Raw genomic sequence first — 24,774 nt, 5'->3', positions numbered from 1 at the left:
TCGATGTTAGGAGCTTTGTGTTCGGAGGGGGATCCCGGGTCGTCTTGGAGACAAGGTGTCGGATCAGGCCGCGTAACGGATCACGATGTCGTCGACGATCATCTCCAGGAACGTCTGATCGACCGGGTCTCCGGTCAGCAGCACCCGTTGGAGGATGACGGCGGTTCCGAGTTCTATGAGTACCGTGCGGTCGACGTCCGGGCGGACCTCGCCGCGGGCGATCCCGCGTTCGATGATGGCTTCCGAGCTCGCCTGGYGTTGCATCCAGAGGCCGCGGCGCAGGGCGTCGCGCAGACCGGGATTGCGCGGCATCTCCGAGATCAGTTCCGCGAGGATCCGTCCCCGATCGCCGCGGATCGCGTCATGGAACGAGGTCAGGAACTCAAGGATGTCCAGGCGGAGGGAGCCGTTGTCGGGTGCCGGCATCCGCTGCTCGGTGAAGGCGTTGACCGCGTCCATCACCAGGGCGAGCTTTGACGGCCAGCGCCGGTAGATGGTGGCCTTGCCGGCTCGCGCCCGGGTGGCCACCCGGTCCATCGTCACACCGTCGTATCCGACCTCGGCCAGAAGGTCCAGGGTGGCGGTGCGGATCGCCTGGTCCCGGCTCTCGTCGCGAGGTCGGCCGCCGGGGTGCGACGACGCGAGCGAGAACGGGGTCACGACACACCCTCCAGGTTGCTGCGGACTGGACGGCGCTCCACGCGGCRTTCCCGGTAGCCGATGTGTCTCGCTGGATGGAGGGCTGTGGGCGCGCGGCGCCAGCCTGGCCCGCCGAGCGTAGCCCACCGGCGAAGGTTCGGGAACCGTTCGGTATCGGAACTGGGTTGTTCCCGACTTGTCCGCCGGGGACGGTGAGAGGGCGGAACGTMCTGTTCCGCTGTCGTGCCGTGTCGGCGGGCGTGTTGGGCGTCCGGGGTGGCGGCGATGCGCGGTGCGCCTGAAACGGCCGGTCCGGTGCCGGAGCAGGTGGCGGAATGCGCGCCGGGCCGGGGTGTCGGGCCGGTGGCCGCTGGTGCGGTCAGATCCGGCCCGCATGCTCCGGGATGTGCCGACGACCGTCCTGACGGGCTCCGCAGCTCGTGGCGGCCTTGGGGTGGTCCGGGTGGAGGAAGACCCACTTCTTGTAGGCCCAGAACCGGAATACGGTGCCCAGCCCGGTGCCGATGATGTTACCGAACAGGTTGAACGCAAGTACGCCCTTGAGATCGAGTACATAGCGTGCGAACCCGAGGCAGCCGAGCGCGATCAGCAACCCGACCGTATTCAGGATCACGAAGAGTGTGTACTCGCGACGTAGACCGGTTCGGGCGCGATGGTTGAACGACCATTGCCGGTTCCCGATGTAGGAAAAGGTGGCGGCGACCACCGTGGAGACGGTCTTCGCGCTGAGCGGACCCATTCCGAGAAGCGTGTGGCACAGGTTGGAGACGAGAAAGTCGATGGCGTAACACGCACCGCCGACCAGCCCGAACTTGCCCATCTCGTGGACGAGTACCTGCACCGGTGAGCGGGTCTGTCGGTGTCTCACCACGGGCGACCCCGATCGATATTTACCACCCAGAGAGAGTACCGGCTGCTCCCGGCCGCCCACCGTGCCACCCCCGTCGACGGTGGCGTGGTGGACATCCGCGGCGAGGCCGGCTCACCGGACATGATGCCGGACGTAGCGGTGAACGCGCCGGCGCGTGGTGGAGTCACCGGGTAGCTGTTCCCATCTCTACGCTAGGTGATGCCACCAATCCGGTGCGGCGGGCAACGTGAGTGGCACAACTTCGGCAAAAACTCGGGAACGTTGGCGAAGCTGGGCCCATGGACGGCATCCTGGCAGTTGGAGAGTGGGGACCATTGATCGGAAGGACGCATCATCATGATCCGCTCGAGTCGTTGGCCGAGCCGTTGATGCCGACGTCAAGGACCGATGACCACGTGGACACCGATGACCACACCGCTGTCGACCCCGTTGCCGATGTCCATGCAGACGATGTCCATGCGGACACCGTGCGCCCCGCGGATACGGTGAGCCCGGTGAGCGGCGCTGCCACGGCGACCGAACTCCTGCTGAGCTACGCTGCAGGTCACCCCGCCCGGCGGCGGGAGGCCGGGCTACCTGCCCTGCCCGGCGCGCGGCCGCGCCTGGGCGTCGCGGTGGTTGCGTGTATGGACGTGCGGATCCAGGTGGAGGCCTTGCTCGGTCTTGTCGAAGGTGACGCCCACATCCTGCGCAACGCCGGTGGTGTCATCACCCCGGATGTGGTCCGCTCRCTCGCCGTGAGCCAGCACGTGCTGGGAACGACGGAGATCATTCTTTTGCATCACACCGGGTGTGGTCTCGAAAGGATCACCGACGACGGGTTCCGGGACCAGTTGGAGTGCAAGACGGGCGTTCGTCCCGAATGGGCCGTGTATTCCTTTCCCGATGTCGAGGAGGACGTGCGCAAGTCCGTCAGGGTGCTGCGTTCGTCGCCGTTCCTGCAGTCCACCACCTCGGTACGCGGGTTCGTCTACCAGGTGGAGACCGGGGCACTGGTCGAGGTTCTGCCGTAGAGCGGTCCACGGCGGCGTGGGGATAGGCCGCATTGTCGGATCGTCGTCGGACCAAGCTTGCTCGGTCCGGTCGGTGGGTCACGCGAGTGGCCGTCCGAGCGCGTGGTAGATCCAGCCGGCATCCCGCCAGACCGCGGGATCCAGGACGTGCCGTCCGTCGATGACGATGGGTCTGCTGACGTGCGGCCGTAGGGCGGCCGGGTCGATCTCGCGGAACTCACTCCATTCCGTCAGGACCAGGACGATCTCCGCGCCTGCCACGGCCCGTATCACCGAGTCGGTGTAGTGCAGGTACGGATAGTGAATGCGGGCGTTCGGGATCGCCGCGGGGTCGTAGACGGACACGTGGCCGCCGGCGCGGTGCAGCGCGGTGGCCACGTCGAGGGCGGGCGAGTCGCGGATGTCATCGGAATTCGGTTTGAAGGCGGCACCGAGGACCGCCACCATCCGGCCCGTCGGCGAGCCCCCCAGCGCCTTGGTGGCCAGCGCCACCGTCCGCGTCCGGGCCCGCGTGTTGACGGCGTCGACCTCGGTGAGGAAGGCCAGCGCGGAGCCGACTCCCAGCTCGTCCGCACGGGCCTGGAAGGCACGGATGTCCTTGGGTAGGCAGCCGCCGCCGAAGCCGATGCCGGCCTGGAGGAACCGGGGCCCGATCCTGGGGTCGTGGGCCAGGGCGGCGGCGAGTTCGGTCACGTCCCCCCCGGTCATGTCGCAGATCTCGGCCATCGCGTTGATGAAGGAGATTTTCGTCGCGAGGAAGGCGTTCGCGGCGACCTTCACGATTTCGGCCGTGACGAAGTCGGTGACGATGACGGGTGTGCCTTCTTTGATCGTTCTGGCGTAGACCGTCCGCAGCCGTGCCTCGGCGGTGCCACCCGGGACGACCCCGAAGACCAGGCGGTCCGGCCGCAGGGTGTCGTCGACGGCGGACCCCTCCCGGAGGAACTCGGGATTCCACGCAAGTTCCGCGCCCGGGGCGCCGGCGGCAAGTCGTCCGGCCAGCCGGGCCGCGGTGCCCGTGGGAACCGTCGACTTGCCCACCACCAGCGTCCCGGGCCGCAGCCCGGCCGCGATCAGACCATTCGTCGCCGCCTCGACGTGGCGCAGGTCCGTCGCGCCGGAATCGGGCCGTTGCGGTGTTCCCACGCAGATGAAATGCACCTCGGCCCGGTCAACCGCCTCGGCGAGCGAACTCGAGAAGGTCAGCCGTCCCGCCTCCAGGTTCTTGCGGAGTAGCCCTTCCAGACCGGGCTCGAAGAAGGGCACCTCACCCGCGGCGAGCCGCTGCGTCCTGGTCGCGTCGATATCGACACCGATGACCTCGAAACCCAGTTCCGCCATGCACACGGCATGTRTCGCGCCCAGATAGCCGGTGCCGATGACGCTGAGGTGAAGAACCGGTGACGTGCTCACGTCTGAGTGACCTCCGCTGCACGTGGTAAAGACGGCCGCCGCGCTGCCCCAATTCTCGTTGGCCGTCGCGCCGTTCGATGGTCACGCCGTCTGTGAGCCGCCCGGATGTCGGGTATGGTCATTCCCCGGCCGCGGCCCGATACGGGGGTCGTACGGGTTTCACCCGAGGCGGGGGAGCGGCAGCGACCGGACCCCCGCGGGCAGTGGGCTGGGCGCGTGCCGCAGGACTGACCGGCCGACGGCGGTGATTTTCTCCGTCTCGATGCGCCGCGGGAGCGCGGCGCTGTCGAGATGCCGGCACAGCACGATCGACGAGCCTGCGACCAGGGGAGCAAGCAGCGAACCGACCAGGCCCTCGGTCGTGGCGAGCGGCGCGGTGAACAGCACCCGGTCCGCGGGTCCCAGGCCCCACGCCCCCGCGATCGCGGTACCCGCGCGCAGCAGCGCGGCCTGCCCAGGCGGCGCTGCCGGGGCGGCGAACCGATCGCCGTGCGGGGGCACCTCCGCGGCGTAGTCGAGAACCCCGGCGACGGGCCTGCGCATCCGACCACCCAGCGGGCGCAGTGACAGGGCCACGATCTCGTCCACCATCAGGCCGAATGCCTCGTCGAGCCGGTCCTCGGCCACGAACAGCGCGTCGAGGGGGGTCGCGACCGGGAGCTCCCCGCCGGCCTTCTCGGCGTCCCCGCCGTCCTGCTCGCCGGCTGCGTCCCGGACGAGGACCGCGTCCATCCCGGCCGACCAGGTGGCGAGCAGGATGACCGAACTGAGCCAGTGCGTCGGCAGGTGGACGCCGACCCGGTCACCGATGCCGAGGCCGAGCGTGTCGACCAGCATGTTCGCGGTCTTCGCCACCCAGTTGTCGAAGGTGGTCGCCGAGAATTCCACGCGTTCGCCGGTCGCGTCGTCGTAGAAGGTGACCAGCGGGCGGGCGGGATCGGTGGCCAGCCGGTGCGCGAGGACGGACGCGATGCCGCGAACCCCCGCCGCGGGTGCGGCGTCGGCGTCCGCGGCCGGGCCAAGCAGCGTCCGTGCGGCGACCAGCCGCGGCACGGAGGCGCTCATGGCGTGCACGAGGGGTCGGAGGGAACGGGACCGACCGGAGCGGCCGCGGTGCCTGTGGTGCCGCCGACGCCGGCCCCGCCGGCCGCCGGGGTCGGCGTCGCGGTGCCGCCGATCGTGGTCGCCCGGGTGTCACCACCGGCGGCGGTCGAGGTCGTCGAGATCCTCGTGCCGACGGTTGCCGCCGCGCCCGGCAGCCCACCGCTGGGCAGGCCGGAGCTGGGCAGGCCGGTGAAGGTGGATCCGAGGACGAGGACGAGGCCGGCCCCGGAGCGGCCGGCGTCCGCGACGATCCGGCTGCCGGGGATCGTCGCCGCCAGGGTGCGTGCCGCAGCCTCCTGGCCCGGGGGATGGCGTACCTCGGTCAGAGTCTGGCGGGTCGATGTCGCGGCGGTCATCGGCCCAGTGAAGCCGCGTGCCCGCAGTCCGTCGACCGTGCCGGTGGCGAGTCCGGCACGTCCCGAGGCGTTGCGGACGGCGGCGATCGAGACCTGGGCGGGGTCGAGAGTTCGCTGTGCGGGAGGCTTGGTGCCCGCGGGCAGCAGCGGAGCGAGGACCTGGTCGAGGCCGGCCTGATCGACGATGAGTACGGCCCCGTGCGGGGGAATCGAACCCAGGTCGTCAACCGCGCCATCGGAGCGCAGCGCGATGTGCGTAGGGACTGTCACGAAGTGAATTCTTCCCGGACCCAGCTCGCTGACCCGCTTCGCGAGCTTGAGCATCGCGGTCTGGTCGAGACCCTGGTCGATCCGCAGCGCGCTGCCGACCGCACCGATCAGTGAAGTGATCTTGGCTGGGTTGGTGAGCACTCCGCTGCTGGTCGCTGTCGCCAGCAGCTTGGAGAGGAACTGCTGCTGGCGCAGAATGCGAAGGCGTTCGTCCCCGAGCGCGTAACGGGTCCGGACGAAGGCCAGCGCCTGATCACCGTTGAGACGGTTCTCGCCGAGCCGTCCGCTCCATCCCGACATCGAGTCGTGCAGGTTGCGGGTGCTGCCGTTCGGTAGGGGCGTCACGCACACGCTCACGCCTCCCACCGCGTCGGTCATCGTCTTGAAACCGGCGAGATTGATCGAGATGGTATGGTCGATCTTCAGGCCGGTCAGGGACTCCAGCGTGGTGACGAGACCGGGGACGTCCGCCAGCCCGAGCACCTCGGTGAGCTTCGACCGGCCGTCGTGGGCGGTGGCCTTCTCCCGCGGCACCACCGGGACGAGCATGTCCCGGGGGAAGGACAGTAACGTGGCCGAGCCGTCCTTGCCGAAGTGGGCGATGATGGTGGTGTCGGACCGGACGCCGTCCACCACGCCGTACTCACCCCCGGTGCCCTCCCGGCTGTCGTCGCCGAGCAGCAGGACGTTCTCCTCGCCGTCCGCGCTCGCCGGGCGGGCACCCTCGATGTCCCAGTCGACGCGCGTGACGGCCTTGTCGAACTGTCGGTAGGCGGCCCACCCGATGGTGCTCAGACCGAGAACCAGCACGGACAGCAGAGCGACGGCTCCAACGGACAGCCGTCGCAGCGGGGAGCGGTGGCGACGGGGCCCACGTGGGTCCAACGCGGACGGCAGGGCCGGCGGGCGCATGGTATCGGGGCTCACCTGAGTCGAAAGCCCTCCTCGTTCAGGCGGCCGGGGCGGGAGAACCCCCGCCGGAACGCATGCCGCGGCCGTCGTGGTCGTGATGTGGCAGCCGTGTCCGTCTAACTGGACGKTCCGGACGGCCAAGACGTTGCCATGACAAGCACGGATGTTCGCGGCGGGGTTGATCTCGTCTCCGGCCGTAGTGCGGACGGCGCGGAATGTGATCGGACGGTCGGGTGAACGATCAGTCAGCCGGCGGTGAGTCAGACGGCGAGCGGTTAGTACGTGCACCCCGAGGTGAGATCCGCGGCCGTTGACGGTGAGGCGGGAGGCGGGTCCGCCGTAGCGGACCCGCCGGTCGCCCCGGCGGCTGTGCCGGTACCACCGGTCGATCCGGCGCCCCCGGCCGCTGGACTCGGGTTCACCCCGTTGTAGGACGTGCCCAGGACGAGGGCGATGTGGCCGGCGGGGACGGAGGCGTCCGCGCGCAACCGGCTGCCGGGCACGTCGGCCTGCACGGCATGGGCGGCGGCCTGTTCGCTTGGGCGGTAGCGCACCTGCGTCGTCTCCACCACGCCGGCCTGCCACGTCTGCGGCGGGCCGACCCGGAAACCGGCCTGCCGCAGCGCCCCGGCGGCCTTGGCGGCGAGGCCCCCCACTCCGGCGCCGTTGTAGACGTCGATCAGCACCTGCGCCGGGTCGACCGTCGGAGTCGGTGCCGGGGTAACGGAGGACTCCCGCGTGTCACGGGCCCGCCCGCGCAGCGGAGCGAGGAACTTCTCCAGCGTCTCGGGGTCGTAAAGCTGCACGGAGYCGAACCTCGGCAGCTCCCCCACGGCGTTGCCGCCCTCGGCCGGCGTCGGGGTGTGTACGGGGATCGTCTCGAACCGGATCTGATCGGCGGACATCCCGCGCAGCCGTGTCGCGAGCGCGCGCATGTCGTTCATGCTGGTGCCGTCATCGACGGTGAGCGCCCTGGTCGCGGCCTGGAGCAGGTTCTCCAGCCTGACCGGGTTGGCGAGCACCCCGGTCGTGGTTGCCTGGGTGAAGACGGCGCCGATGAACTGCTGCTGACGGCGGATGCGATCAAAATCGTTGTCGGGTAGGCCGTGGCGTTGGCGGACGAAGGCGAGTGCCTGCTCTCCGTTGAGATAATTCTTGCCTACCGTGCCCCGCCACTGTGACCACGGATCGTACAGATTGGACTTTCCGCYGTTTGGTAGCGGTTTTACGCAGACGGTGACACCGCCGATGGCGTCGGTCATCTCCTTGAAACCGRCCAGATCGACCGAGACGTAGTGGTCGATCTTGATGTCGGTGAGATTCTCGATCGTTCTGATCAGGAGACTGGGACCGCCGAGGGTGATCGCCGAGTTCAGCTTGCCGAGGCCGTGCCCCGGAATGCGCACGAGGGTRTCCCTCGGAAAGGAGACCATCGTCGTGGTCCCGTCCACGTCGAGGTGGGCCAGCATCGTCGTGTCCGACCGTTCGTCGGTCACCGCTCCCTGGCTCTCGTACTCGCCGCCGGTGCCCGCCCTGCTGTCCGATCCGACCAGCAGGAAGTTCCGGGTGCCCTCCGCGGCCTCCGCCGGCCGGTCCCCGCCGAGCCCGAGGCGGATCCGGTTGATCTGGGCGTCAAAATACTCGTAGGCGGTCCAGCCGCCCACCGCGGCAAGGAGTACCACGGCGGCGAGCATCGCTGCGACTACCGTGAGCAGGCGGGACGTCAGAGACCGCTCCCGGCGAGTGTCGTGTTCGTCGTCGCGTGCCTGGTGGTCGTCGCGTGCCTGGTGGTCGTCGCGTGCCTGGTGGTCGTCGCGTGCCTGGTGGTCGTCCCGGGTCGGAGACGGGCCTCGATACGCACGGGCGGTCGGATTCAGACGATTTCGTCGCCGCGGGGGCGGGCCCTGGGACCYCGCGGACAGACGCGGCGGCGCGTCGGTCACCGTGTCCCCCTCCCAGGCGGCCCGAGATGTCTGCTGAGTCTGGAACGATCAGATGCGCGGTAAGGTTTCCCGCCGACTGGCCGCCCCGAACCCTKCGACTACCCAACGTACCCGTATTGGGCGGGGTGTGCCTGTCGCCGGCCCGGTGCGCCTGGAAATACCCGTTGCACATGTGGGTGTTCACGGTGACGGGCGGGYAAAGATGGATCGAGCCGTCATGTGATAGGAATCACATCGGCGGTTACTTTCTGTCAGCTCAAAGCGGCACGATAGGGTTTCGGATCATGAAGGCCCTCGTCCTTGCTGGTGGTTCGGGAACCCGTCTGCGGCCGATCACCCACACCTCGGCCAAACAGCTTGTTCCAGTGGCGAACAAGCCGGTGCTTTTCTACGGCCTGGAGGCCATCCGTGACGCCGGTATCACCGATGTCGGGATCATCGTGGGGGAGACGGCCGGCGAGATCCAGGCGGCGGTAGGTGACGGCTCGGYATTCGGGATCCAGGTCACCTACATCCGCCAGGACGCGCCGCTCGGACTGGYACATGCCGTGCTCATCGCCCGCGACTTCCTCGTCGATGAACCGTTCGTCATGTACCTCGGCGACAACCTGATTATCGGTGGGATCTCCAGCCTGGTCGAGGAATTCCGACGGACCACTCCGGACGCCMTGATCCTGCTGACCAGGGTCGACAACCCCTCCGCCTTCGGTGTCGCCGAGCTCGGTGCGGATCGGCAGATCATTCGACTGGTCGAGAAGCCGCTCGTTCCGCCGAGTGACCTGGCGCTCGTCGGCGTCTACATGTTCGGCACCCCCATCCACGACGCCGTGGGGGCGATCAAACCGTCGGCCCGCGGCGAGCTGGAGATCACCGAGGCGATCCAGTGGCTCGTCGACGGCGGATACGAGGTCGCCTCCCACCTGGTCGAGGGTTACTGGAAGGACACCGGCCGACTCGACGACATGCTCGAGACGAACCGCCATCTCCTCGAGTCGATCGAGCCGGCGATCCGTGGCAGCGTTGACGAGCACAGCACGATCGTTGGCCGTGTGGTGATCGAGGAGGSCGCCTCGCTGGTCCGGTCCACCGTGCGCGGGCCGGCCATCATCGGCCGGGACACCACCCTCGTCGATACCTATGTCGGCCCGTTCACCTCGATCTTTCACTCCTGCGTCATCGAACGGACCGAGATCGAGTACTCGATTGTGCTGGAGCGGGCGACGATCCGTGGGATCGGGCGGATCGAGGACTCGCTGATCGGCCGGGATGTCGAGGTCGTCCCCTCCGCGGCCCTGCCCAGGGCGCATCGGCTCATGCTGGGCGACCACTCCCGCGTCTCGGTGGCTACGACGGGGACCTGAGGCCTGCCCGGAGCGGATGTCCCTTGCGCATCCGTGACGGACTTCGTGGGGCGGGCGTCGGCCGGTGACCGCCCGATCCCGATCCCGATCCCGGACCCGATCCCGGACCCGTGATCGCGGCCTCCCGCGTGCCCCTGGCTCCGCCCGCCCGCACCGCGACGGCGAGGCAGAGAACGACGAGCACCGCCGACAGCGCGAAGACCGTGATCGTGACGCCGATCGGGAACGGCGCCCAGCGGCCGGCCCCCGCGACGATCTCGGGAACGCGGGCCGGGGTGAAGGACACCTGGCGCGGCAACCAGTAGTACGAACAGACCGCCAGCAGCCCCAGACCCTGCATCAGCAGCGCGCCGACCAGCGTGACGGCGGGTGCCAGTCGCTCCCGGCCGCGCAGCGCCGCGCGCAGGCCCAGAGCGAACACCACCCCCAGACCGACCAGCCCCAGGTAGAGATACCGGCCCTGGACGGCGATGCCGCGGGTGTACTGCTGGTACTCCGCCCAGCTGCGCTGCCCGACCATCAGATAGGCGAAGGCGACCGGGAGCAGCAGTACCGCCGGCCCGGCGGTACTCGCCAGCCGGTCCGGCCGCGCGGCGCGGCGGGGTMCGGCGGCCAGCGCGGCCGCGCACAGTCCGACAACCGCCCCGGTCGCCACGACGATGGCGACCGGGGAGAGCTGGGGCGGCTCGAACAGGCCAAGCCCGCCCCAGAAGCGGCTGATCATAGTCCGGAAGAAGTACCAGAACCAGGTGAGGAAGGAGTCCGGAAGCAGCAGTGGTTCCCGCCGCGGCGGGTTCGTCGCCCACCCGTTCGGCTGGACGGAGTCGTACAGGACGTAGTTCCTGATCCACCACCAACCTCCCAGGGCGAGCCCGAGGCCGACCGCCAGCGTGGCCGGCGTCCATGGCAGGGAGCCGATCGCGCGACGCGACGCGAAAAGCCGGCCGGCCGGATACGCGGACCGTTCCGGTGCCTGCCGCCCCGCACGCCGCAGGCGCCACCAGCCGACCAGATAGGCGGCGACGATCATGGCCGGCAGGGCCAGCGCGAACGCCTTGGTCAGCAGGGCGATTCCCAACCAGATCCCGGCCCGGGCGGCGGTGCGGCGACGCATGTCGCCGCGCAGCACACCCACGAGAGTGACGGTCAGCCCGCCGGTGGCGAGCATCAGGAGGCCGTCATTGTTGAAGGTGGCACCGACCCTGGTGAACCCGGGCACGGCGAGTGGCAGGGTCGCCGCGGCGAGGGCCGATGGTTGATCCAGTCCGAAGCGGCGTGCCGCCAGCCATGCCAGCAGGGGCAGCGGCGCGACCACCAGGATGTTCAACAGACGCAGGACGAAGACCTGCTGGTCATAGGCCCAGTGCTTGGAGCCCGGCAGGGCGTCGAGCAGCCTGGCGCCGACCACGTAGATCAACGGTGGATGCTGCACCATCTGGTTGGAGAGACGGCCGTCGCCGACGGGGGCAACCCCGCCGAGGGCGTCGAACGACTGGCGCTGGCCGCGTGGCGTCGGATCGATCTCGGCGAAGGACGGGGAGCCCCGCCGTTTCCCACMGGCCTGGAACATGTCCTGGAAGCGGCCGCGGTCGAAGTCGTCAGAGGTCGCGGCTACACCCGTCGAGATGATCTTTTTGCCTGGTGCGGGCCAGCCGACTCCGTGCTGCAGGCCGTAGACCATGTCCACGTGCTGAGCCTCGTCGTATCCCGTCCAGGTCGGATACACGAACGCGTAGCTGAGCAGCAGGCCGAGGTGAACCGCCGTGATGAGGAGCAATAACACCGGCACGCGCCGCGGACCGGGCATCGACACCGCCTCGGCGGCTGGCCTCGTCCCTGCCGGCCTCGTCCCTGCCGGCCTCGTCCCTGCCGGCCTCGTCCCTGCCGGCCTGGTCTCCGCCGCGGGATCGGGCGTGGAACCGGTGGTGTAGATGCAGTCGATGATCGACGGCTCTGGGGCATCCATGGTTGACGCCAGCGTAGACGACCGATGTGAGAGGTTGGACGAGCTCGGCGTGGGGTAACCGTTGCCTGTCTGYCGCACTCTTCTCGACACGGGCTGATCCTGGGCGGATCCTGAACCGGGCGGGTCACGGTGTCTGCGACACTCGGAAGGTGCGTTTTCTCGTGACCGGTGCCGCCGGTCAGCTCGGGGCCGACCTCTGCCGGCTGCTCGAGGCCCGAGCCGCGGAACCGGGCTCCCCGGTGTCCGGCTGGGCCGGTCTGACTCGGGCGGAATTCGACATCACTGATCCGGCCCGGGTGCGCGCCGTCCTGCGCGACCAGGCGCGTCCTGCGAAGATCCAGGGTGGGCTGGTCGTCTTCAACACGGCGGCCTGGACAAACGTCGACGCGGCGGAGTCGGACGAGGCCGGCGCCTATGCGGTCAACGCCACGGGGCCGGCGCACCTCGCCGCGGCCTGCGCCGAGGTCGGCGCGACCCTGATCCATATTTCGACTGACTACGTCTTCGACGGGCGGGCCGCCAAGCCCTACGAGGTCAAYGATCCTACCGGTCCCGTCTCGGCGTACGGCCGGACGAAACTGGCCGGGGAGGAGGCTGTCCGAGCCCTGCTGCCCGATGCCTCGTATGTGGTGCGCACCGCATGGGTCTATGGCCGGACCGGCAGCAACTTCGTGAAGACGATCTCACGCCTGGCCCGTGAGCGGGACACGCTGTCCGTTGTGGACGATCAGGTGGGCTCGCCGACCTGGTCGGCCGATCTCGCGTCGGGGCTGCTCGAACTCGCTTCCTCGACGGCACCGACCGGCGTCTACCACTGCACGAACGCCGGCGAGACCACGTGGTTCGGCTTCGCCCGCGAGATTGTCGCCGCTCTGGGCCAGGACCCGGCCAAGGTGACGCCGACGACGACGGAGGCATTTCCCCGTCCGGCCCGGCGCCCGGCCTACGCGGTGCTCTCCGGGCGGTCATGGGTGGACGCGGGACTCACTCCTCCGCGGGCCTGGGACGCCGCGCTGTCCGCGGCCTTCGCCGCGGCGGGCGACGCGCTGCGCGGCTGATCGTTCTGCCGGGTACCGATCTTTCTGTCGATCGTTGCGCGACCGGCCAGCGTCGACCCACCGCACCCCGGCCGTGGGCGGGGGCGCGCCTGACTCTCGCCTGATGTCCGGTCCCCGCCCGGCCCCGTCTTCCCGATCTACCTGGCCCGATCTACCTGGSCCTTCGGCGACGGTTCCCGGTGGGCGCCGATCGTGTTGACTGTCACAGTAGAATTTTGCACGATGAGAATAAGTGCGCGTGCTGCAAAGTTATCGAGAAAGAGGATATCGAGGGAGCGGATCGAGATCGGGGAAGCGGTGACGGGGAAGGATCCGACGGCGGCACCTGCGGCGACCGTCCCGGGTCGGGCTGGCGAGCCCGGGAGGTCGTCCGGGCCGGGGCTGCGGGAGCGCAAGAAGCGGCAGACCCGCCGGGCCCTGCGGGCCGCGGCCATCCGGCTTGTCGCGGAGCGTGGTCTGGAGAACGTTTCGGTCGACGAGATCGCCGCCGCGGCCGAGGTTTCCACCCGGACGTTCTTCAACTACTTCCCGACGAAGGACGACGCGATCGCCGGCATCGATCCCGAGGACATCACCGAGATCAGCACGGCGCTGGCGGAGCGTCCTCCCGAGGAGGAGCCGCTGGCGGCGTTGCGGGCGGTCATGCTGGACCGGGCCGCCTTCGTCGCACCCGATCAGGTCGAGCTGTGGCGCGTCCGGCTTGCGATCATCCGTGCCCATCCTCATCTGACCATGGCCTACGCGGCCAGTTGGAGTTCCTACGAACGTGCTCTCGCCGAGGCGATCGGCCGGCGTTGCGGGCTCGATCCCGATCGTGACCCCTACCCCGTCGTGCTGGTCGCGACGACGTTGGCCGTCGTGCGGACCCTGACCGTGCGGTGGCAGGAGTCCCCGGATGACGCTTCGTTGCCCGACACTCTCGGCCGCRCCTTCGACATCCTGGCCCGCGGCCTGGCTCCGCCCGGCCCCTCCGGCCCCTCCGGCCCCTCCGGCACCTTGGGCACCTTGGGCGGGTCCGGCGCCCCACCCGAGTCCGGCGGGTCGGACGGATTCGACGTGGTGGGCACCCCGAACGCGCCGATCATGTCGTCCCACCGGGAGCACCGGGAGCACCGGGAGCACCGGGAGYACCGGGAGCACCGGGAGCACCGGGAACGAGAACAACGAGGACAGCGACCCGAATGAGATCGACCGAGCACGTCGACGTCAGCGACGACCATGAAGGGAGCCGGTCATGACGCAGGCTCGATCAGCGGAGTCCGCCGAGCCCGTGGACTCCGTGGACTCCGTGGACTCCGTCGAGTCCGCCAGAACCGGCGCCGGCACGTCTCCGGCGCCCCGCGGCGGCGCCGTGATCCCCTCGCCGGTCTCCGACCAGCGCCGGCTCTGGCTGATCATGGGAGCGCTGCTCCTCGGAATCCTGCTGGCCTCGCTGGATCAGACGATCGTGTCGACGGCACTGCCGACGATCGTCGGGGATCTCGGCGGCGCCACCCATCTCTCCTGGGTGGTGACTGCCTACCTGCTGGCCTCCACGGTGTCCACACCGGTCTGGGGCAAGCTCGGTGATCTGTACGGCCGCAAGATCCTGTTCCAGGTGGCGATCGTCATCTTCCTGGTGGGCTCGATGATCGCCGGTGCCAGTACGTCGATGGGGCAGCTGATCGCCTTCCGTGCCATCCAAGGGCTCGGCGGCGGCGGGTTGATCATCAGTRCGATGACGATCATCAGTGATCTCGTTCCGCCGCGCGATCGAGGCCGTTACCAGGGGCTGTTCGGCGCGACGTTCGGTGTGTCGTCGGTGGTCGGTCCGCTGCTCGGCGGCCTGTTCGTCGACCATCTCTCCTGGCGCTGGGTCTTCTACGTGAACCTGCCGGTGGGCGCGGTCGCCCTGGTGGTGACGGCGTTGGCGCTCCCGGCGACGAGGAACCGCATCAGGCACGTCATCGACTACCTCGGCACCGTGCTCCTGGCCATGGCAACGACCAGCCTCGTGTTGCTGACCAGCCTGGGCGGCACCACCTACGCCTGGGGATCACCGGAGATCATCGGGATGGGCGTCGCGGGAGTCGTGCTCCTCGTCGGGTTCGTGTTCGTCGAACGAGTGGCGGTCGAACCCGTGCTGCCGCTGACGCTGTTCCGGGTCCGGGTGTTCTCGGTGGCCGGCGCGGTCGGCTTCGTCGTCGGCTTCGCGATGTTCGGCGCGATCGTCTTCCTGCCGCTGTTCCTCCAGGTGGTGAAGGGAGTCGACCCGACGGACTCCGGCCTGCAGATGCTGCCGGTGATGGGTGGGCTGCTGCTCAGCTCGATCATCTCCGGCCGGCTCATCAGCCGGTGGGGCCGTTACAAGATCTTCCCGGTCGTCGGTACCGCGATGATGTCGATCGGCCTGTTCCTGCTGTCGTTCATCAGTCCCGACATCTCCACGCTGCAGCTCACGTTGTCCATGTTCGTCCTCGGGGTCGGGATCGGCGCGGTCCTGCAGGTCCTGGTCATGGCCGTGCAGAATGCCGTCGACTACCGGCAGATGGGCGTGGCCACCTCGGGTGCGACCTTCTTCCGGTCCATCGGCGGGTCGTTCGGTACCGCCGTGTTCGGCGCGATCTTCGCGAACCAGCTCAGGGGTAACCTCGCCGAGCGGTTTGCGGGCATCCCGTTGCCATCCGGTCTGTCCGCCTCCGGTTCCAACCTCAGCCCCCAGGTGCTCCACAGGCTGCCCCCGACGATCCGGGACGGATTCGTCCAGGCGTTCTCGGACGCGATGCAGACCGTCTTCCTGGTGGCGGTGCCGATCGGTCTGTGCGCCTTCGCGCTGGCCTGGTTGCTGCCCGAGATCCGCCTGGGAAACACCGTCGGCGGCCCGCGGCCCGCGGCGCCGGGCTCGGCGAAGGCGGATGAGACCGCGGAGGTCCTCAAGTAGCCGCGATTTCGACCGCGCGTCGGCGTCTGCGCGGGACGCCCCGTCGGCACGCGGTCTTTCTGCTGCTGGTCGCCGCCGGGATCGCCGCTCGGGTCCTGGTGATCGTCACCTACCCGCCCGCGCTGATGTACCTCGGGGATTCGGCGGCCTACCTCGACCAGGCGTGGCGGGACATTTGGCCGGGCGACTGGCGGCCGTCGGGCTACCCGATGTTCCTGCGGATCCTCGACGGCCAGGCCCACCTGACGCGGGTCGTCGTCGTCCAGCACCTGCTCACGCTGGGCGCGGCGGTGGCGCTCTATGCGGTGGCGCTGCGGGTCGTCCGCCGGCCGTGGCTCGCCGCCCTCGCCGCCACCCCCGCGCTGCTCTCCCCGTGGGTGCTGGACCTCGGCCAGTTCGTCCTCGCCGACAGCCTGTTCGGGGTGCTCGTCTCGGTCGGCGTGGCGTTGCTCGCGTTACCGGGACGCCCTCGGCCCGTTGCCTGCGCCGCCGCCGGCCTGCTGCTCGGCGCAGGCCTGTGCGTGCGGACAGTGGGCTACGGCCCGCTGGCGGTCGGCCTGGTCGTCCTGCTCGGCACCGTGGTGGCCGACCGGCGGCGCGCGACTTCCCGGGCCGGGTCGGTTGCCGCTCCTCGGGCGGCCCGACCCGTCCTCGCCTTCGTGCTGGCCGCCGCCGCGCCGATCCTGGCCTACTCCGGGTGGAGCGCCTCGGCGGGAGGGGGCTTCGCCGTCTCCGCGCACTCCGGGTTCTTCCTGTACGGGCGGGTGGCGCCGTTCGCGGATTGTTCCGCGCTGTCACGAGCGGACCTGCGCACCCTGTGCGACCCACGGCCGGTCGACGAGCGTGGTTCGCCGGTTCGCTACCTGTGGCCGGCCGGCTCCCCTCTGCGTCAGGGGCACCGGCACATCCCAMCGGGGCGGGAGGACCTCGCGGCCGAGTTCGCGGACGAGGTCGTGCGTCACCAGCCGTGGATGCTGGTGACGACGTCGGCCCGGTACCTCGTCGGCTATCTCTCCCCGGTCCGGCATGAGACGACGAAGACCTCGCGGGCGGACACCTGGGAACTGCCGTCCGGCGTGACCAACGTGCTGACCCCGGACGATCCGCATGCCGACGACGGCTATTTCGTCGCGACCGAGGTGCACAACCCCACGGCGGGCTGGCTGGCCGGCTACTCTCGCCTGGCCTACGCTCCGATGCCGCTTGTCGGCCTGGGTCTGCTGGCGGGTCTCGCGGCAGTACTGCTCGAGGCCGTTCGCCGGGTACGCAGGAGTGGGGTGACGGCGGCGTGGCCGGGGCTCGGGCGGCTGTTCTGGCTGGCCGCCGGGGCCGGCCTGTCGACCCTCGTGCTGTCCGCGCTGACCTCCGGATTCGACTACCGCTACCTCGCCGCGGTCATCGGGCCGATCGGATCGGCCGCGGTCCTGGGCGCGGCCGGCTTAGTTGCCGCGCTCCAAAGCCGGACCGCCGGACAGCGCCGAYCGCCGGATAACAGCCCGCCGGACAGCTGACGCCAAGCGGACGATACCGTCGTATCCGCCAAACGATCGTCGCTGATGTTCGATGGGCTGACCGGCGTTGCGGCGTGGTAGTCGGGGCGACACTACCCGGCCGAGGCGGAGAGGGTTGCCGACGTGCCTGGCGGGGATGCGTGGCAGGCGGTCGAGACCTCCATGCGGGTGCCTGGGACCGGTGCGGCGCCGGAGGCTTGGCGGGTGGCGGATCCGGGGCGGCGCTGGCTTGTGATCGGGGTGGTCGCGGCCGGCATGGTTTTCTCCGCGCTCGGCGTGCTCGTCGCCGCGGTCGTGCCTCCCTTCACCTCGGCCGACGAGGCACAGCACACCGCCTACGCGTTCGACGTCGCCGACGGCTCGTTGCCCGTGCTCGACTCGCCCGTGCACTCCCGCATCCCGAGCATGCCGGGACTGCCCGCCGACTGCGTGGTGCCRCCGCCGCAGGCGCGGGCCGCGGTGGCCTCCCACGTCGATCGGCTCTGTGGGGTGCGCCTCGGCCGACCACTGGCGAACGTCGACCTCACCTACACCGCGAACCATCCACCACTGTTCTACGCGGTCGAGGCCGTCCCGCTCCGGACGGGCGTCGCGCTGGATCATCCGCTGGCCGGTTTCCGGGCCGCCCGCCTTCTCAACGTGGCGTTTGGGATTACCGCGGTGATCGCGACTGCGGCGCTGGTCCGCGGTGTGCTGCCGGGGCGGCCCGGTGTCGCGGTCGGCGCGGCGGCGATTGTCGGCGTGGTCGGCATGTTCGTCCTCATCTCCGGCCAGGTCTACAACGACACCCTGGCGGTGGCGACCATCACCGGCCTGCTCGCGGTGACCGTTGCGATCATCCGCCGGGGACCGGGGCCGCGGACCTTGGCGGCACTGGCGGTGCTCGGCCCGGCGGCGGCGGCGAGCCGGGCCAGCGGCGCGCTGGCCGTCGCGGTGGTCGTCCCGGCTCTCGCTGTCGCCGTCTCGATGTGGACGTCCGGTGGCGCGCTGCGGCGAGCCGGGCGTGGCCTGACGGCCGCGGTCGTGCTCGTCGCGCTGACCTTCGCCGCGACCGGCTGGTTCTACCTGCGTAACGTGCGCCGGTACGGCGATCCCACCGCCTCGGGCCGGGTCGCCGAGATGTTCCCGATCCGCGATGGGCGGACGTCGGCCTGGCAGGTGTCACGCGACAGCGACTTCTGGTGGCACATCTACCGCGGGTTCTTCGGACGTTCCGTCCTGCTGACCGGTCACGCCCGGACGATCGCCGTCGGGGTCGCGGTCGTGACCGGTGCGGGTCTGGTCGCGGCGGGGATTCGGGTCCTGGGCGCCCGGCTGCGGACCGTTGCGCGGCCGGGCACTCGGATCGCGGATACCACCGATACCCGGCCGGCGGACGACGGGGCGGACGACGGGCATCCCGAGGCGGATCCACCGGGAGGTCGGCTGGCCGGCAGCGTCGTCATCGGCCTTCTGCTCACCCTGCACTGCCTGCTCGTCGTCGCCACCCTGGTGGGCTACGTCGCCGTCGGAGGCGCGCCGTTCACCCGGTACCTGCTGCCGATACTGCCGATCCTCGCCCTTGTCGTCGCGGCCTGCTGCGGATCGCTGCCGCTGGGCCGTCGCGGCCTGCCGACGGTCGCGGTCGTCGCCGCGCTGGCGGCGCTCACCGTGGTCATGCTCATCCGTGACCTGGCATTCAAGCGGCCCGCGCTCGCCCCGCTGGCGAACCTGGACCGGCTGCGGACCGCCTGGGACCAGACGGCCCCGGGCCCGCCCGACCTCGGGCTGTCGTGCCTGGCGGGATGGGCCGTTCTCGGCGGTGTCCTGCTCGTCGTCGCGTTATGGAAGCTCGCTGACCCGGCGGTAGACGGCCGCGGTGAGCTGCGCGGTGCGCCGCCAGGTGAACGTGCGGGCGTGCGCCCGGCCGGCGTCGGTGTCGCCGGGGGAGTCGAGCAGCTCCAGGATCGCTTCGGCGAGGTCGTCGGCGAACGAGTCGCGGTCGGTCTGCCGAACGAGCCGCACCGGACTGGTGGAGCGGGTGATGGTCAGCCCGGGGGCCTGGCCAGGGGTCTGCTCAGGGGACCGGCAGGCGGGGGCGGCGACGTCGACGAGAGCGGCGGTGACCTCCCGCACGGTCGGGATGTCGGCGGCGACCACCGGAGTCCCGGCGGCGAGCGCCTCCAGGGGGGGTAGCCCGAAGCCCTCGTACCGGGACGGGAAGCACAGCACGCTCGCTCCGGCGACGGTCATCCGCAGTGCCTCGCTGTCGAGATAACCGGCGACGACGACGGCGTCGGACGGCAGGTTCGCCAGGTCCAGTGCCGGTCCCCACCCCGGAGGCCCGACGAGCACCAACGGCGGAGCGTCGATTTTCGCCGCGTGCAGCCGGCGGACCGCCTCCAGCAGCGCCGGGAGGTTCTTGCGGGGCTCCACCGAACCGACGAACAGCAGGTACCGCTCGGGCAGGCCACGGGCCCTGCGCCAGGCGAGGCTCGGCTTCGCCGTGGTGAACCAGGCGTCGTCGACGCCGAGCGGCGTCGGGGTCACCAGCGCGGGGTCGAGCCGGTAGGCCGTCACCACCTCGTCGGCCACCGCGCGGCTGGGCGTCAGCACGGCGGACGCCCGGCGCAGGCCGCGGGGGACCAGATCGCTGTAGCGGGCGGACGCCGCCGTCACCGTGTCCGGGGTACGCAGGTAGGACAGGTCATGGATGGTCAGCACACCGCGGGCCCGGCGCAGCGGTGGAAGGACGAAGTTCGTCGCGTGCACGACGTCGGCGGGGCCGGTGAGCCACTCGACGGGCGGGTACTCCGAGCGGGCCCAGGCATCCTGCAACAGCCGGGCCGGTGCCCGCCGGGCCGCCGTTCGCACCCCGGCCGGCAGCGCGCCCGGCAGCTCGTCCAGCCCGCGCCAGGTGAACGCCGTCGCCGCGAGTTCCCACCCGGCCCCGGCTTCCCGCCCGGGCTCGGTGGCGAGCCGGGCGAGCCCGGTCAGCAGATGCTCGGTGTAGCGGCCGACCCCGGTGCGTTGCCCGAGCAACGGCGTGCCGTCCAGCACGACCCTCATGCCGGAATCATCCCCTCCTTTCCGGGAGTGCCACGCCCCGCCGGTTCACCGCTCGTACAACCCGTGYCGGATGGCGATCTCCCGCCATTGCCGCGCGAACGCCGCATCGGAGAAGGTCTGGGCGCGTTCGATCGCCGCGGCGGCGAGYCGACCGCGTAGACCGTCCTCGGCGGCGAGCCGGCGAGTGAAGGAGGCAACCTGCTCCGGGCCGGTCCATCGGTAGCCGTCGATTCCGTGCCGGACGATCTCTCGCTGGCCGGCCCGGTCGATGACGACGGGAACGCAGCCCCCGGCCATCGCCTCGACGGTGGTCATCCCGAAGTGCTCCGCCGTCCAGGGACGCCGGTCATCGTCCTCGCCGTACCCGGTGGCCGACCAGAACACCGAGCTGGTCGAGAGCAGCCGTTCGACCTCGGCGCGCGGGGCATTGGGATGGATCTCCACCGGCAGCCCCGCGCCGGCCGCCCGGACCTGTTCCAGGTAGGGCAGTTGAGAGTCCTCACAGCCGCCGACGACGTGCATCGTCCAGTCGGGCAGGTTGCCCGCACGGTACAGGTCGCCGAACCACTGCACCATCTCCAGCTGTCGCTTGGCGTGGCCGAGGCCGGGGGCGAAGAACCGGCCGACGGTGACGACGGCCTTCTCCCGCCGCGGCGCCGGATGCAACCGTTCCACCTGGATGGGGGGGAACAGCAGGTCGGCGTCGCGCTTCCACAACCGGCGGATCCAGCCGCGGGTGAACCGCGAGTTGGCCATGACCACGTCGTAGCCGTCGAGGTAGCCGAGGTCGGCCGGGTCCCGCAGCAGCCAGGGGAAACGCAGCGGGAGCCGGGCGATCGGCCCCTCGCCACCATCGGTGACCCGGGGGCGGCTCACCGCCACGCCGAGTTCGCGCACGTCCGCCGCGCCTGGCGAGAACGCGTCACTGACCAGGGTGAGCYCGGTACCGTTCGCCGACGGCGGCAGCGATACCTCGAACGGGGTGAAGTCGGTGCCGATCCGCAGCTTGGCCAGCACGCCGCCGTCGGCGTCGAGGAGGCGCAACGCCGTACCGACGGGCGCGCCGGGCCGGCCGATATCGGCGCGCAGGGTGCGCCGCTTGCCCGGGCTGACGGCGAGGATGCCCGCCCCGTTCGTCCAGGTCCACTGCCGGCGGCGGCCGCCCTCCGGCGGGTACCAGCCCTGGCCGAAGCTCACCGCTGGGCGAACCCCGCGCAGCAGCGGCCCGGCCGTGCGGACCGCGGCCTTGCGCCAGGCCGCCATGTCGTGGTCGAACGGCGTCGGGAAGAAGCACAGGTACGCCGAGTGGCGGGCCTTCGGCATGATCCGGCTMATGTACGAACCGTTTACGAACAGGTCGTAGCGTCTGGAGAGGACGGCGATGGCCTCCTCGCCCCGGTCCGGCAACCGCACGTACCGGCAGTCGGCGAGATCCAGCCCGAGATGCTCGCCGAGCGCCGCGAGGTCGACCTCGGAGTGCCCGAGGAGATCGACCACGGCGCCCTCGGCGGCCAGTACCTGGGCGATCATGCCGTTGTGGCGTTCCCCGCCGCCCATGGAGTGCCAGAACCGGTTGTAGRCCGCCGCCCGCACCCCGTCGGCCGGTTGGTCGTTCTCGGCCGGTTGGCCGGCTCTCGCGGGATCGTTCATCGGGACACCAGCCAGCTCTGCAGGCTCGCCCGCCGTTGCGCGGCGCTGCGCCCGATCTCGCGCCGGGCCCGCAGCATGTCGGGCAGCAGCCGCAGGTAGGAGCCATACACCCGCAGCCGCAGCAGGGTCGGTCGGATCGCGGGCTGGCTGCGCGCGCGCCAGGCCTGGCGCAGCGTGCGCACCGCGATCGAGACGGTGGTCAGCGGGTAGCGGATCACGGCGGCCAGCGCCATCGGCGCGGTCGCGTCCTTGGTGAGCATCAGCAGCCGGTTGCGGTCGGTGTGGAAGACGAACAGCGGTGACCATTCGACGCTCGACGCCGAGTGGATGTGACGCAGCACCGCCCCCGGGACGTAGCGGATGCCGTACCCGCGGGCCCGGATCCGCCAGGACAGGTCGGTGTCCTCGTAGTAGAGGAAGAACGCGTCGTCGAACCAGCCGAGCTCGTGGCCGAGCGACGAACGGATCGCCATCCCGTTCCCGCAGGCGGTGAACACGTCCTCCGGCTGGTCGAACTGGCCGACGTCGACCTGCTGGTAACCACGGTCGGCACCGTAACCGTCGGTCAGGACGATGCCGCCGACGTTGTTGATGACGTCCACCCGCGGCGCCTCACCGCCGACGGTCAGCGACACCGTCGTCGACTCGGGGCCCACCGCGAGGTCCGCTCGCCCTCCGGCCGACGTGCCGGTCGGGCCGTCCCAGCTCAGGGTGACCTGTTTGCGCGATTCCGCCGCCCAGGTGAACCCGAGGGTGACCGGGCCGCCGTCGGGGATCGGCACGCACAGTTCGCCGTCCCCTCGGGTCCAGAAGTACGGCGAGCCGCTCGGTCCCTCGGCACCATAGGTGAGGTTCTCCCAGAGCACCTCGCGCAACGCCTCGCGCCCGTCCACCGTCACCGAGGACACCCGCACCCCCAGCTCGCGGGAGTCGTGCGGACCCGGGACGAAGGTAGGCGTGTGCAGCCTGATCCGCAGGAACCGGGGGAGGAAGACGACCTTGCCGGTGGTGGCGCCGAGATGCCGGCCGCCGGGCTCGTCGAACGGCGCCAGCAGCGCCGCGAGCCAGGTGGGCTCGGGGATCGCGTCGTTGTTCACCAGGACCGCGAACGGCGTCGTGACCTGGCGCAGCRCCAGGTTGTTGCCGCCGGCGAAACCGAGGTTGCATTCCGCGGGCACCACGCGTACCCAGGGGTAGCGCTCGGCGAGCAGCTCCCGCGAGCCGTCGGACGAGGCGTTGTCGACCACCCAGGTCTGGTAGGCGAAATCCGCCTCCTGCTTGGCGATGCCGTCCAGGCAGGCCGGGAGGAGATGCGCGCCGTTCCAGTTGACGATCACGATGGTCGCCAGCGGCTCGACGGTCTTCGACTCGACGGCCGATCCCGCCTCCGGCCGGGTCGGGCGTTCCTCGCTCATCCGCGCAACCTCGCATCGTAGTCGACCTTGAGCAGTCCGTCCGCCTGCGCACCACCGACGCCGAACAGCTCCTCGAACCGGCGGGTGGTGACCGGGACGCCGGTGGCGGCGTCCGAGACGTGCACCTTCACCGCGAAGGCGCCGAGCAGCTCGGGCAGGCGTGGTACCGAGAAGTCGACGATGTGGCGGCCTGGCCCGATGGCGAGCCCGCCGAGTGGCGTCTCCATCATCCAGATCGGCACCTCGTTCTGGCCGACGATGTAGGTGTGCAGGTACACGTGCTCGGGGGCACCCTCGGTGACGTCGAACTCGACGCTGACGGTGAGGGACTCGCCGGGGCCGTACTGCACGGTGGGCGGCCCGCCCGGCTCGTGGCTGAAGGTGACCGACTCCGGCCTGACCGTGGCGTACTGGTAGGAGACCGGTTCCCCCGCGGGCAGGCTGCCCAGCTTCTGCCGCAGCAGTTTGGTACCCACGGCCGGCGGGCCGTCGAAGAACAGCGACCCGGACTCCAAGACCAGGATGCGATCGCACATGTTCTCGATGAGGTCGAGGGAGTGCGTCACGAACAGGATCGTGCGGCCCTGGGCCCGGAATTCGGCGATCTTGGCCAGGCACTTGCGCTGGAACGCCTCGTCCCCGACGGCCAGGACCTCGTCGACGAGYAGCACGTCCGGGTCGACGTGCACGGCGACGGCGAAGCCGAGGCGGACGTACTGGCCCGACGAGTAGTGCTTGACGTCATCGTCGATCTTGTGGCGCAGCTCGGAGAAGTCGACGATGGAGTCGAAGAGCTGATCGATCTCCCGTTTGGACAGTCCGAGCAGGGACGCGTTGAGGTAGACGTTGTCCCGGCCGGAGAGCTCGCCGTTGAACCCGGCACCGAGTTCGAGCAGCGAGGCGATCCGACCGTGTACCGAGACCCGTCCGTCTGTCGGRCGCAGGATCCCGGCGAGCACCTTGAGCAGCGTCGACTTGCCCGAGCCGTTCGCACCGGCGAGACCGACCGTCTGGCCTCGTCCGATCGTCACGTCGATGTCGCGCAGTGCCCAGAAGTCGTCCCCGGCGGGGCCGCCCCGACGGACGAACCGTTCCTTCAGACTGGTCGCCCGGTTGTGGTACGAGACGAATTTCTTGCTCACTCCGGCGGCCTCGATCACCACGGGCGCCTCGCGYGCCGGGTCGGGTGACGCGGCGGCCTCCCTGCCCTCGGGCGGGGCGGYGGGGCTCGGCGGGTACGCGGACGAGTATCGGGCCACTACTGCTACTCCTTGCTGGCCGCCTGCGGACGTCCCATCATGAT

The 24,774-nt window shown here is 70.3% G+C and carries 17 protein-coding genes; 6 read left to right on the top strand and 11 right to left on the bottom strand.

All coding sequences use genetic code 11. From position 1 onward, the window contains the following. Positions 1-63: 63 nt before the first annotated feature. Both Manayef4_RS03780 and Manayef4_RS03775 read right to left on the bottom strand, forming a co-directional pair. Positions 64-660, bottom strand: coding sequence for a TetR/AcrR family transcriptional regulator (locus Manayef4_RS03780; protein ID WP_070130616.1), 597 nt, complete (start codon positions 658-660; stop codon positions 64-66). A 358-nt stretch (positions 661-1,018) separates the two neighbouring features. Then, positions 1,019-1,480 (bottom strand): GtrA family protein, encoded by a 462-nt coding sequence (locus Manayef4_RS03775; protein WP_049761041.1) that lies wholly within the window; start codon positions 1,478-1,480, stop codon positions 1,019-1,021. Between the two features lie 545 nt (positions 1,481-2,025). On the opposite strand from Manayef4_RS03775, the gene Manayef4_RS03770 reads away from it, so the two are divergent. Then, positions 2,026-2,544, top strand: a complete 519-nt coding sequence (locus Manayef4_RS03770; RefSeq protein ID WP_232234962.1) for a carbonic anhydrase — start codon at positions 2,026-2,028, stop codon at positions 2,542-2,544. Positions 2,545-2,622: 78 nt separating this feature from the next. Here Manayef4_RS03770 and Manayef4_RS03765 read toward each other — a convergent pair whose 3' ends face one another. The 4 genes from Manayef4_RS03765 to Manayef4_RS03750 all read right to left on the bottom strand — a co-directional run bounded on the left by Manayef4_RS03765 (position 2,623) and on the right by Manayef4_RS03750 (position 8,542). After that, positions 2,623-3,957, bottom strand: coding sequence for a UDP-glucose/GDP-mannose dehydrogenase family protein (locus Manayef4_RS03765; RefSeq protein ID WP_070130615.1), 1,335 nt, complete (start codon positions 3,955-3,957; stop codon positions 2,623-2,625). Between the two features lie 159 nt (positions 3,958-4,116). Continuing rightward, the gene (locus Manayef4_RS03760) at positions 4,117-5,022 is read right to left on the bottom strand and encodes a TIGR03089 family protein (protein ID WP_011435163.1); all 906 of its coding nucleotides are present in this window, start codon (positions 5,020-5,022) and stop codon (positions 4,117-4,119) included. Beyond that, positions 5,019-6,614, bottom strand: a complete 1,596-nt coding sequence (locus Manayef4_RS03755; RefSeq protein WP_308726840.1) for an LCP family protein — start codon at positions 6,612-6,614, stop codon at positions 5,019-5,021. The genes Manayef4_RS03760 and Manayef4_RS03755 overlap by 4 nt, the downstream gene beginning before the upstream one ends. 260 nt (positions 6,615-6,874) lie before the next feature. Further along, on the bottom strand, positions 6,875-8,542 hold the full coding sequence (locus Manayef4_RS03750) for an LCP family protein (RefSeq protein ID WP_070130614.1): 1,668 nt from the start codon (positions 8,540-8,542) through the stop codon (positions 6,875-6,877). 284 nt (positions 8,543-8,826) lie between these two features. Between Manayef4_RS03750 and Manayef4_RS03745 the strand changes: the two genes are divergently transcribed. Next, on the top strand, positions 8,827-9,903 hold the full coding sequence (locus Manayef4_RS03745) for a glucose-1-phosphate thymidylyltransferase (RefSeq protein ID WP_070130613.1): 1,077 nt from the start codon (positions 8,827-8,829) through the stop codon (positions 9,901-9,903). Here Manayef4_RS03745 and Manayef4_RS03740 read toward each other — a convergent pair. Beyond that, on the bottom strand, positions 9,887-11,710 hold the full coding sequence (locus tag Manayef4_RS03740; protein WP_070130648.1) for a phospholipid carrier-dependent glycosyltransferase: 1,824 nt from the start codon (positions 11,708-11,710) through the stop codon (positions 9,887-9,889). The two genes, Manayef4_RS03745 and Manayef4_RS03740, sit on opposite strands and share 17 nt — an antisense overlap. Before the next feature lie 308 nt (positions 11,711-12,018). Between Manayef4_RS03740 and rfbD the strand changes: the two genes are divergently transcribed. The 4 genes from rfbD (at position 12,019) to Manayef4_RS03720 (ending at position 17,358) form a co-directional block, all read left to right on the top strand. Continuing rightward, positions 12,019-12,927 carry a dTDP-4-dehydrorhamnose reductase gene (rfbD, locus tag Manayef4_RS03735; RefSeq protein WP_232234961.1) on the top strand — a complete coding sequence of 303 codons (909 nt, stop codon included), beginning with the start codon at positions 12,019-12,021 and terminating at the stop codon, positions 12,925-12,927. 297 nt (positions 12,928-13,224) lie between these two features. Continuing rightward, a complete protein-coding gene (locus Manayef4_RS03730) occupies positions 13,225-14,112 on the top strand; it encodes a TetR family transcriptional regulator (RefSeq protein WP_070130612.1) in 888 nt (295 codons plus the stop codon). A gap of 49 nt (positions 14,113-14,161) precedes the next feature. Further along, positions 14,162-15,847 (top strand): MDR family MFS transporter, encoded by a 1,686-nt coding sequence (locus Manayef4_RS03725; protein WP_070130611.1) that lies wholly within the window; start codon positions 14,162-14,164, stop codon positions 15,845-15,847. Positions 15,848-15,945: 98 nt separating this feature from the next. After that, positions 15,946-17,358: a hypothetical protein gene (locus tag Manayef4_RS03720; protein WP_070130610.1), complete on the top strand. Its 1,413-nt coding sequence runs from the start codon at positions 15,946-15,948 to the stop codon at positions 17,356-17,358. 1,821 nt (positions 17,359-19,179) lie between these two features. Here the strand turns inward: Manayef4_RS03720 and Manayef4_RS22355 are convergent. Genes Manayef4_RS22355 through Manayef4_RS03700 form a run of 4 tightly spaced genes read right to left on the bottom strand, consistent with a single transcriptional unit; the run spans position 19,180 to position 24,730 of the window. Next, positions 19,180-20,406, bottom strand: a complete 1,227-nt coding sequence (locus tag Manayef4_RS22355) for a glycosyltransferase family 1 protein (RefSeq protein ID WP_011435173.1) — start codon at positions 20,404-20,406, stop codon at positions 19,180-19,182. Positions 20,407-20,451: 45 nt separating this feature from the next. Further along, complete coding sequence (locus Manayef4_RS03710) at positions 20,452-22,056, bottom strand: glycosyltransferase (RefSeq protein WP_070130608.1); 1,605 nt, start codon at positions 22,054-22,056, stop codon at positions 20,452-20,454. After that, entirely contained in the window at positions 22,053-23,471 is a 1,419-nt protein-coding gene (locus Manayef4_RS03705) for a glycosyltransferase family 2 protein (protein ID WP_070130607.1), read from the bottom strand. The genes Manayef4_RS03710 and Manayef4_RS03705 overlap by 4 nt, the downstream gene beginning before the upstream one ends. Next, on the bottom strand, positions 23,468-24,730 hold the full coding sequence (locus tag Manayef4_RS03700) for an ABC transporter ATP-binding protein (protein WP_070130606.1): 1,263 nt from the start codon (positions 24,728-24,730) through the stop codon (positions 23,468-23,470). Before Manayef4_RS03700 ends, Manayef4_RS03705 begins: the two co-directional genes overlap by 4 nt. Positions 24,731-24,774: the final 44 nt, after the last annotated feature.

The sequence above is a fragment of the Frankia sp. CgMI4 genome (assembly GCF_001756285.1).
GTDB lineage: Bacteria > Actinomycetota > Actinomycetes > Frankiales > Frankiaceae > Frankia > Frankia casuarinae.
This window is presented reverse-complemented; position numbering and strand designations above follow the sequence as displayed.